Source organism: Pigmentiphaga sp. (genome assembly GCF_019689535.1).
GTDB lineage: Bacteria > Pseudomonadota > Gammaproteobacteria > Burkholderiales > Burkholderiaceae_B > Pigmentiphaga.
In genome coordinates, this window is sequence record NZ_JADGHH010000125.1 from 1 (window position 1) to 10,408 (window position 10,408).

Below are 10,408 nucleotides of genomic sequence, written 5' to 3' on the forward strand. Positions count from 1 at the left end.
CCCCCCCCCGCCAGGTGCACCAAGCGCGGTCGCGGCGCACCGCCGTGGCGCGGCTCGCTTACGTTTTGAGCTTGTACCCGGTGCGGAATATCCAGGCCACGATCAGCAGGCAGGCTGCGAGGAATGCCAGCGTCATCCCCAAGCTCACGGCCACGTTGACGTCGGACTGGCCATAAAAGCTCCAGCGGAAGCCGCTGATCAGGTACACCACCGGATTGGCGAGGGTGATCTTCTGCCAGATTGGCGGAAGCATGCTGATCGAATAGAAGGCCCCGCCCAGAAAGGTCAGCGGCGTGACGACCATCAAGGGAATGATTTGCAGCTTTTGGAAGTCGTCCGCCCACAGCCCAATGATGAAGCCGAACAGGCTGAAGGTCAGCGCCGTCAGCACGAGGAACCCCGCCATCCATGCGGGATGCTCGATGTGATACGGGACGAACAGGCGGGCCGTCACGAGGATGAGCACGCCCAGCATGATCGATTTGGTGGCCGCCGCGCCCACGTAGCCGATGACGGCCTCCACCGGCGAGACCGGGGCCGAGAGCAGCTCGTATATCGTTCCCGTCCACTTGGGCAGGTATATCCCGAACGAAGCGTTGGAAATGCTCTCGTTGAGGAGCGACATCATGATCAAGCCGGGAATGATGAACGCCCCGTAGCTGACGCCGCCGATCTCGCCCATGCGCGAGCCGATGGCGGTGCCAAAGACGATGAAATACAAGGAGGTGGACAACACGGGCGAAGCGATGCTCTGGGTGATGGTGCGGAACGTGCGCGCCATCTCGAACCGGTAGATCGCACGGATCGCATGGAAATTCATGATGTTTGCTCCTGGACCAGGCTCACGAAAATATCTTCCAGCGAACTCTCGCTCGAATGCAGGTCCTTGAAGTCGATGCCCTGCTCGTTCAGCGCCCGCATGAGCGCGGCAATGCCCGTCGTCTCCGCTTGCGCATCGAAGGTATAGATCAGTGCATGCCCGCCATCGGCGAGCTCCAGTCCGTAGCCGGCCAGCGCTGCGGGAATCGAGGCAAGCGGCGCCTGCAATTGCAGCGTCAGTTGCTTCTTGCCGAGCTTGCGCATGAGCGCCTGCTTTTCCTCCACGAGCACGAGCTCCCCTTTGTTGATGATGCCGATGCGGTCGGCCATCTCCTCGGCTTCCTCGATGTAGTGGGTAGTCAGGATGATGGTCATGCCCTCGTCCCGCAGCCGGCGCACCATCTTCCACATGTCGCGCCGCAGTTCGACGTCCACCCCGGCCGTCGGCTCGTCGAGGAACAGCACCTTGGGCTCGTGCGCAAGCGCCTTGGCGATGAGCACGCGGCGCTTCATCCCGCCCGACAGGGTCATGATCTTGGCATTGCGCTTGTCCCAGAGCGAAAGGTCGCGCAGCACGCCCTCGACGAGGGCGGGATTGGCCGGGCGGCCGAACAAGCCGCGGCTGAAGCTGACCGTCGCCCATACCGTCTCGAAGGCGTCCGTCGCCAGCTCTTGGGGCACCAGGCCGATCCGGGACCGCGCGGCCCGGTAATCGCGCACGATGTCGAACCCGTCCACCAGCACCGTCCCCGACGAGGCCCGTGTCAAGCCGCACACGATGCTGATGAGCGTCGTCTTGCCAGCACCGTTCGGACCGAGCAGCGCGAAGATTTCCCCCTTGCGTATCTGGAGATCGACGCCCTTGAGTGCTTGGAAGCCGTTGGCGTAGGTTTTGGCGAGCCCCGAAATGGCTACGATGGCGGGCGCTTCGCCGGCGAGCGGCTGTCGTGTCGGAGTGGGCTGCATGATGTCGTGGCGGCACCGCCGGGAAGAAAATGGACACTGCGGCAACTCCGGCGGTGGACAACGAGTGTATAGGATGCGTATTCCCCTCGCAGCGTCTGATTCCGCGAAAGACCGTTCCGCCGTCGCGAATAATGCCCTGGCGCCGCGCAGGACCGCGGTACCGGTATCATCCTAATCTCGCGGCGGGACCCCGCCCGCCGTCGCACCATCGGAGCACCGCCCCATGAACACCATCCCGGACAACGTCAGCATGGCGCTGTTCTGCGACTTCGAAAACGTGGCCCTGGGTGTGCGCGACGCCAAGTACGAGCGCTTCGACATCAAGCTGGTGCTCGAGCGCCTCCTGCTGAAGGGCAGCATCGTAGTCAAGAAGGCTTATTGCGACTGGGAGCGCTACAAGGGCTTCAAGGCGACCATGCACGAGGCCAATTTCGAACTGATCGACATTCCTCACGTGCGCCAGTCCGGAAAGAATTCCGCCGATATCCGCCTCGTCGTCGACGCGCTGGACCTCTGCTATACGAAATCGCACGTCAACACCTTCGTCATCATCAGCGGCGACTCTGATTTCTCGCCGCTCGTCTCTAAGCTGCGCGAGAACGCCAAGCAGGTCATCGGCCTAGGCGTGAAGCAATCCACCTCCGACCTGCTGATCGCCAACTGCGACGAATTCATCTTCTACGACGACCTGGTACGGGAAACCCAGCACGCGTCGCGGCGCGATGCACGCGCATCGTCATCGGCCAGCCGCCGCCCCCACGAAGAAGACAAGCACCGCAAGGACGACCTGGAAGCCCGCCGCGAACAAGGCATTGCTCTGGCCGTGGAGACCCTCGACGCGCTGGCCGCAGAACGCGGCGACACCGGCAAGATCTGGGCATCCGTCCTGAAGGAAGCAATCAAGCGCAGAAGGCCGGACTTCAACGAGTCCTATTACGGCTTCCGCGCGTTCGGCAACCTGCTGGAGGCCGCCCAGGCCAAGGGGCTCCTGGAATTCGGGCGAGACGACAAATCTGGCGCCTACGTCTCTCGCATTGGCAACGGCGAGCACGCCCTGCTCGACGCTTCCCCCGCCAGGCCCGCGCCAGCACCCGCCACCCAGCAGCCAGCCGAGGAGGCCGCACCCACGGCGGCCAAGCGCAACGAGAAACGGCGCACCGCGCGGCCTTCGAACAAGAATGCGGCGGCTCGCTCGCGCGAGACGCCCGCCGACAGCCCTGCCGCCACGCCCGCAGTCGAACCAGCTCCGCAAGCGCCCCTGCCCGTGGCCGCACCGTCGCCCGAGGCGGCCACACCCGAGCCTGCACCGCCCTCTCCGGAGCCGCCGGCATCCGTGCCGCCACCGCCCGAAACGCTGCCCTCTGCCCCGGCCAAGAAATCGCCGCGCAAGACGGCCCGCAAGAGTGCGCCGCGCAGCCGCGCGCGCAAGACGGCCGTGGCCAGTCAGGAGGACTGAACGCTGCTCGACGCGGGGCCGAACGCTTGGTCCAGCGTCAAGACTGCGCCCGTCTCGACGGGCTCGTAACCGGGCAGCTCCTCCAGTCTGTCCACGAAGCCGGGCGTTTTCAGTATGGCGAGCACCTCATCGAGGCGCCCGGCGTGAAGCGACGCCTGCTCGACCGCGAAGAAATACCGCTCGGTGGCGAGAGGGACGAAATCAAGCCCAAACCGTCGCGCGGCGGTCTCGATGCCAAAACCGACGTCCGCCATGTCGCTCGCGATGTAGGCTGCCACCGCCGCGTGCGTGAACTCCGTGCTGTCGAAACCATTGATGCGGCCGGGCGACACCCCCGACCGCCCCAGCATGAGCTCCAGCAGCATGCGTGTCCCCGACCCCTCCTGCCGGTTGACGAAGCGCACGCCGGGCCGGCCCAGATCAGCCAACCGCCCGATGCCTTTGGGGTTGCCGGGAGCGACGAACAAGCCCTGTACCCGCAGGGCAAGCTGGATCAACACGTGTTTGCGCGGGTCCAGCCATTGCAGATATCGTCGCGCGGCCTCGCCTTCGAACTCGCCCAATGGCACGTGGAAGCCGGCCAAATCGCATTCGCCCCGCGCCAGCGCGGCGACGGCCTCCGTGCTATTGCGATAACGGAGTTCCACCGGGATGTCGGCCGCATTGATCCAATCCACCAACGCAGCGACGGCGAAGCCGTGGCTGGCGTATAGGCGCAAAGGGGGTTGATCGGGGGTGACGGCCTTGCGGATCTCGGCCTCCAGCTCCGACGCCAGGCTGTCGAGGGTCGGCGACAGGCGCGCGCGAATGCGCTCTTCCGCCAGCAGCAGCACCATGCCCAAGTGACTGAGCCGCGTACCCCGTCCTGGCTGCTTTTCGAGCAGCGGCGTGCCGAATAGCGCCTCGGCGCTGCGCAACAACCCCCATACGTGGCGATAGGACAAGCCTTCCTGCCGGCCGGCTGCAGCGATGGAACCCGACGCCCGTATGCGGCCGAGCAGTCGCAACAGCAAGGCAGTGTCGACCGGGGGCCGAAGCGATGCATCCGTTCCATGGATGTGCCAGCTCGGCTGGATAGCAACCTTAAACATTATGCAATCCTAGACATATTCTTTTGCTTGGGTTTCTTTGTTAGAGTGGGCTTGAACAAAACAAAAATATGTTCTGAATTACATATTTTAGCCGTCCGCCCTGCCTGTCCGCGACGCACGGCTGCCGAGATTCCCATGGAACAAAAAGTCATCCCCATCGTGGCGGCAGCGCCCACGCGCGAACGCAAGCGCCGGCACCCCAAGGGCCGCCGTGTGGATCCCGCTGCGCTGGCCGAAGTCCGGGCGCTGCTCGGCGACGCACCTCGCCGGCGCGACCTGCTGATCGAACACCTGCACCGCATCAACGACCGCTATGGCCAGCTGGGCACCCGCCACCTGGCGGCCCTCGCGCAGGAATTGGGCATGGCCCAGGCCGAGGTGTTCGAAGTCGCATCCTTCTACCACCACTTCGACGTGGTGCGCGACGACGATCGGTCCGAGTCCGGCGTCGCACCGCTCACGGTCCGGGTCTGCACGAGCCTGTCCTGCGAAATCGCCGGGGCCCCATCCTTGCTGGCGCGGCTGCAGGAAATCCTCGGCCCGGACGTACGGGTGCTGGAAGCGCCCTGCATGGGCCGCTGCGAACAGGCGCCGGTTGCCATGGTGGGACAAAACCCCGTTTCGTGCGCCTCGCCCGAAGCCGTGCGCAGCGCCGTCGAGAACGGCCAGACGCGAGAACTTCCGGGCTCGTACACCGACTATGCCACCTACCTCGCTCAAGGCGGGTACCGGCTGCTACGCGAATGCGTGCATGGACAGCGGGACGTGGAATCCGTGATCTCTGCACTCGAAGACTCGGGGCTGCGCGGCCTTGGGGGCGCCGGCTTTCCCGCAGGCCGCAAATGGCGCGCGGTGCGCGCAGAACCCGGCCCGCGCCTGATGGCGGTCAACATCGACGAAGGCGAGCCCGGCACCTTCAAAGACCGTTACTACCTGGAACGCGATCCGCACCGCCATCTTGAAGGTCTGCTCATCGCCGCCTGGGCTATTGGCGCGCAGACCGTCTATGTCTACCTGCGCGACGAGTATCCCGGCTGCCGCGCAATACTCGAAAAGGAACTGCAACGCCTGCGCGACGACCCGCCGGTCTCCCCGCTGCCCGCCATCGAATTGCGCCGCGGAGCGGGAGCTTACATCTGCGGGGAGGAGTCGGCCATGATCGAATCCATCGAAGGCAAGCGCGGCATGCCGCGCTTGCGGCCGCCCTATGTCGCCCAGGTCGGTCTGTTCGGCCGGCCTACGCTCGAGCACAACTTCGAAACGCTGTACTGGGTGCGCGACATTCTCGAGCGAGGAAGCGACTGGTTCGCCTCGCATGGCCGACGCGGCCGCAAGGGATTGCGTTCCTTTTCGGTATCGGGGCGGGTGCGCAAGCCCGGCGTCCACCTGGCGCCGGCCGGCATCACGATCCAGGAGTTGATCGACGAATACTGCGATGGCATGCAGGAAGGGCACGAGTTTTACGCCTATCTGCCGGGCGGCGCCTCCGGCGGCATCCTGCCCGCTTCGATGAACGACATCCCGCTGGACTTCGACACCCTGCAGCCTTACGGCTGTTTCATCGGCTCGGCGGCCGTCATGGTGCTCTCGAAGCACGACAGCGCCATCGGGGCCGCGCGCAACCTAATGCGTTTCTTCCGAGACGAGTCTTGCGGCCAGTGCACGCCTTGCCGCGTCGGCACGGCCAAGGCCCTCGAGCTGATCAGCAAGCCGCACTGGGATCTCGCCCTGCTGCGGGATCTTTCCGCCGTCATGCGCGACGCTTCCATCTGCGGACTGGGACAAGCCGCGCCCAACCCCGTGGATTGCGTCATCAAGTATTTCCCCCATGAACTGGGGCTGCAAGAAGAGAGCCGCTGATGAATGCCGTCAACCGCCGCGAACTCGGCCTCGAGCCCGCCACCGTCACTTTCACGCTCAACGGCATGGAGGTGAGCGCCGCCGAAAACGAAACGCTGATCCAGGTGGCCGCCCGGCTCGGCATCGAGATTCCCCACCTTTGCTACAAGGATGGACTGGAGCCGGCCGGCAATTGCCGCGCGTGCATGGTCGAAATCGAAGGGGAACGGGTCTTGGCCCCCTCGTGCTGCCGCACGCCGCGAGAAGGCATGGTCGTCACGACGCAAAGCGAGCGCGCGGTGCAAGCCCAGAAGATGGTGCTCGAGCTGCTGCAGTCCGACATGCCAGAAACCGTCTACACGCGCCACAACGAAGTCGGCCTCTGGGCGGAAAAACTCGGCGTCGCCAAGCCTCGCTTCGACGCGCGGCCGCAGCCTTGCGCCGACACCACCCATCCGGCCATTGCGGTCAACCTCGACGCCTGCATCCAGTGCACGCGCTGCCTGCGGGCTTGCCGCGACGAACAGGTCAACGACGTCATCGGGCTCGCCTACCGTGGCCACCAGGCCAAGATCGTATTCGACATGGACGACCCCATGGGGGCCTCCACCTGCGTGGCCTGCGGCGAATGCGTACAGGCATGTCCGACCGGGGCCCTGGCGCCGGCGCGCGGCGCGGCGCTGGCGGTGCCAGACAAACAAGTGGACTCCGTATGCCCGTACTGCGGCGTGGGCTGCCAACTGACTTACCACGTCAAAGACAACCGCATCCTGTACGTGGAAGGCCGCGACGGCCCGGCCAACCACGCGCGCCTGTGCGTCAAGGGCCGCTACGGCTTCGACTACGCCCACCACCCGCATCGCCTCACCCGGCCGCTCATCCGGCGGCCCGACGCGCCCAAGCAGCCCCATGCCCCGATGGATCCAGAGCGCGTGATGGAAGTGTTCCGGGAAGCCACGTGGGAGGAAGCGCTGGACCTGGTGGGCCAACGCCTGCGCGCGATCCGCGACACCTACGGCAAGCGCGCCTTGGCAGGGTTCGGATCGGCCAAGGGCAGCAACGAAGAAGCCTACCTGTTCCAGAAACTCGTGCGCACGGGCTTCGGCAGCAACAATGTCGACCACTGCACGCGCTTGTGCCATGCATCGTCTGTCGCGGCGCTGTTGGAAGGCATAGGCTCGGGCGCGGTTTCCAACCCGGTGATGGACGTCGGCAAGGCCGAAGTGGTGATCGTCATTGGGGCCAATCCGACGGTAAACCATCCTGTCGCCGCCAGCTGGATCAAAAACGCGGTCAAACAAGGCACTAAGCTCATCCTGGCCGATCCCCGGCGATCGGACCTCGCGCGGCATGCCTACCGCTTCCTGCAATTCCAGCCAGATACCGACGTTGCGCTGCTCAACGCGATGATGCATGTCATCGTGCATGAGGGACTGGTGGACGAAGCATTCATCGCGAGCCGGACCATCGGCTACGAGGAACTGCGCAAGAACGTCGAGGGCTACAGCCCGGAACGCATGGCACCCATTTGCGGCATCGACGCCGACACCATCCGCCACGTGGCACGCCTCTATGCGACCTCCAAGGCCTCGATGATTCTCTGGGGCATGGGCGTTTCCCAGCACGTGCATGGCACTGACAACGCCCGGTGCCTGATCGCCCTGGCGCTGATGACGGGCCAGATCGGGCGCCCCGGCACGGGGTTGCATCCGCTGCGGGGCCAGAACAACGTGCAGGGCGCCTCGGATGCGGGCCTGATTCCGATGATGTATCCGGATTACCAGCGCGTCGACAACCCGGCCGCCCGCAAGAAATTCGAAGACCTCTGGGGCGTCCCGCTCGACCCCAAGCCTGGATTGACCGTCGTGGAGGTCATGCACGCGATCAAGGCTGGCGAGGTGCGGGGCATGTACATCATGGGCGAGAACCCGGCCATGTCCGACCCGGACGCCAGCCACGCACGCGAAGCCCTGGCGGTGCTCGACCATCTCGTCGTGCAAGATATCTTCCTGACCGAGACGGCCTATCTCGCCGATGTCGTCTTGCCGGCCTCGGCCTTTCCCGAAAAAACCGGCACCTTCACCAACACCGACCGCACCGTGCAAATGGGCCGGCAAGCCTTGCAACCGCCGGGCGATGCGCGCCAAGACATCTGGATCATCCAGCAGATCGCCGCGCAAATGGGGCTGGATTGGAACTACCGCGACGTCTCGGAAGTGTTCGACGAAATGCGCCGCGCCATGCCGAGCATAAGCGGCATCACGTGGGAACGGCTGCAAGCCGAGCATGCCGTCACCTACCCGTGCATGAAGGAAGGCGACCCTGGCGAACCGGTCGTGTTCAGGACGGAGTTCCCGACCGAAACCGGCCGGGCACGCTTTGTGCCGGCAGACATCATTCCAGCGGCCGAACGTCCGGATGAGGACTACCCCATGGTGTTGATCACCGGACGCCAACTCGAGCACTGGCATACGGGCAGCATGACGCGGCGGGCGTCCGTGCTCGACGCGATCGAACCCGACCCCGTGGCGCTAGTACACCCGCTGGACCTCGCGGACTTGGGCGGCAAGCCAGGCGACATCGTGACCCTCGAATCGCGCCGCGGCCAAGTCTCGCTTTATGCCCGCGCGGACGAAGGCACGCCCCGGGGCGCGGTATTCGTGCCGTTCTGCTACTACGAAGCCGCCATCAACAAACTAACGAATCCCGTGCTGGACCCGTACGGCAAGATTCCCGAGTTCAAGTATTGCGCGGTGGCCATGCGGCTGGGCGGAGAACCTCCGGTGCAGGGAAGCTACGGCGGCGGAAGGTTGCTGGCAACCGATACGATAAGTGCATGACGCGCTGCGGGCAGCCCCAAGGCCCAGTGGGCCTTGGGGCCAGCCCACTGGGGCCAGGGACCGGGCATCGCGCCAGGCCGTGCCGCTATCGTGATAGATGATCTTCGTCTCGGTGAAACCGTGGCGCGCCTCGTAGCCGTGAAGCCGCCCGATCCCGCTCCGGCGATAGCCTCCCGTTTCGGCCTGGCTTCGCGGCGTCATACGCCGCGTGTTGGCGCGCTGACGCCGCGTGGCCCTCACGCCGTGTACATTTCTTTGCCGTCGTTCAGGTTTAGCCAACCCTTGACGATGCGGTAGATGAACCAGATGAAAGCGACGAACCAGACGACCCAGCCAATGAATAGCCATACCGTCAAGGCGCCCACGATGCCCCACAGGACGGCAAACCAGAAAGTCCGGATTTGCCACCGGAAATGGCTTTCCAACCATGTACCGGCCACATCGCCCTTCTTGATGTAGTTGATGATGATGGCCGCAATGCTGCTCACCCCGACCACGAGCGATAGCGCATAGAGCGCATAGATCACCATCGTCAGGTTCTTGGCGGACTGCAATTTGGCAGAGTCGGCCGTGACTTCGTTCATGGAGCACCCCTGTGGTTATCGTGAGGCGGTCTGGGCGCATGCTTGGCCGAAAGGCCTCCCTGCTGGCGCCTGCGCCACTGCACAAGGCGCCACCCCATCAATCCCGCGAATACCAAAGTGTAGATAAACACCGCGGAAAAATCATTTTTGCCGGCTTTCTGCCACCAATAATGCAGCAGCACCGCCACGCCGATGGCGTAGACCAGCCTGTGCACGCGCTGCCACCAGCGCCCCAGCCGGCGCATCCAACCGCGCGTGGAAGTCGCCGCGAGCGCGACCAAGCCGACGAAGCCCGCGAAGCCCACGGCAATGAAGGGCCGCCGGGCGATATCCTGCGCGATTTCGGCCGCGTCGAACCACTGGTCCCACCATACATAGCTCATGAAGTGCAGGCAGGCGTAGAAAAACGTAAACAGCCCGCACATGCGGCGCACCTGTAGCAAGGCGGGCTGCCCGAGAAGCTGCCTGAGCGGCGAGATGGAGAGCGTCGCGAGCAACGCGACCAGCGTCCAGGTGCCGGAGGAACGGGTGAGGAATTCCACCGGATTGGCAGTGAGGCCATCGGCCAGCCCCAGCCATACCCACCGGGCCAGGGGCAATAGGAAAACCGCAAATAGCAGGAGTTTGAAGCGCCCCGCGGGCATGCCGAAAATCCGCGGGCCAACCCTGGACGCGGGCGCCCGCCTTGGCGCGACCGGTGAGCCGGTCATTTCATTTGGTTCATCGCAGAATAACGTGGAGCGATCCGAATAGATTTCGTACTCTTGAGGCCGGTTTGAGGCGTTCAGAAGAGGTTGACGATGCTGGATCGCA

General features: G+C 64.6%; 8 protein-coding genes. 3 read left to right on the plus strand and 5 right to left on the minus strand.

Translation table 11 applies throughout. The features are described 5' to 3' along the window. Positions 1–58 precede the first annotated feature (58 nt). Together IRZ12_RS11635 and IRZ12_RS11640 are read right to left on the minus strand one after the other, a co-directional pair. Positions 59–820: an ABC transporter permease gene (locus IRZ12_RS11635; RefSeq protein ID WP_296468553.1), complete on the minus strand. Its 762-nt coding sequence runs from the start codon at positions 818–820 to the stop codon at positions 59–61. Next, a complete protein-coding gene (locus tag IRZ12_RS11640; protein WP_296468555.1) occupies positions 817–1,785 on the minus strand; it encodes an ABC transporter ATP-binding protein in 969 nt (322 codons plus the stop codon). The genes IRZ12_RS11635 and IRZ12_RS11640 overlap by 4 nt, the downstream gene beginning before the upstream one ends. Positions 1,786–2,008: 223 nt before the next feature. Here IRZ12_RS11640 and IRZ12_RS11645 point away from each other — a divergent pair, with 223 nt between their 5' ends. Next, complete coding sequence (locus IRZ12_RS11645; RefSeq protein WP_296468557.1) at positions 2,009–3,241, plus strand: NYN domain-containing protein; 1,233 nt, start codon at positions 2,009–2,011, stop codon at positions 3,239–3,241. Here IRZ12_RS11645 and IRZ12_RS11650 read toward each other — a convergent pair. After that, a complete protein-coding gene (locus IRZ12_RS11650) occupies positions 3,229–4,332 on the minus strand; it encodes a substrate-binding domain-containing protein (RefSeq protein ID WP_296468559.1) in 1,104 nt (367 codons plus the stop codon). The genes IRZ12_RS11645 and IRZ12_RS11650 overlap by 13 nt on opposite strands. A 135-nt stretch (positions 4,333–4,467) precedes the next feature. On the opposite strand from IRZ12_RS11650, the gene IRZ12_RS11655 reads away from it, so the two are divergent. Both IRZ12_RS11655 and fdhF read left to right on the plus strand, forming a co-directional pair. Continuing rightward, on the plus strand, positions 4,468–6,192 hold the full coding sequence (locus tag IRZ12_RS11655; protein WP_296468561.1) for an NADH-ubiquinone oxidoreductase-F iron-sulfur binding region domain-containing protein: 1,725 nt from the start codon (positions 4,468–4,470) through the stop codon (positions 6,190–6,192). Beyond that, positions 6,192–9,011 (plus strand): formate dehydrogenase subunit alpha, encoded by a 2,820-nt coding sequence (fdhF, locus tag IRZ12_RS11660; protein WP_296468563.1) that lies wholly within the window; start codon positions 6,192–6,194, stop codon positions 9,009–9,011. The genes IRZ12_RS11655 and fdhF overlap by 1 nt, the downstream gene beginning before the upstream one ends. A gap of 236 nt (positions 9,012–9,247) precedes the next feature. On the opposite strand, the gene IRZ12_RS11665 is transcribed toward fdhF, so the two are convergent. Together IRZ12_RS11665 and IRZ12_RS11670 are read right to left on the minus strand one after the other, a co-directional pair. After that, positions 9,248–9,595 carry a hypothetical protein gene (locus IRZ12_RS11665; protein WP_296468565.1) on the minus strand — a complete coding sequence of 116 codons (348 nt, stop codon included), beginning with the start codon at positions 9,593–9,595 and terminating at the stop codon, positions 9,248–9,250. Continuing rightward, the gene (locus IRZ12_RS11670) at positions 9,592–10,239 is read right to left on the minus strand and encodes a sulfite oxidase heme-binding subunit YedZ (protein ID WP_296468567.1); all 648 of its coding nucleotides are present in this window, start codon (positions 10,237–10,239) and stop codon (positions 9,592–9,594) included. Before IRZ12_RS11670 ends, IRZ12_RS11665 begins: the two co-directional genes overlap by 4 nt. Positions 10,240–10,408 lie beyond the last annotated feature (169 nt).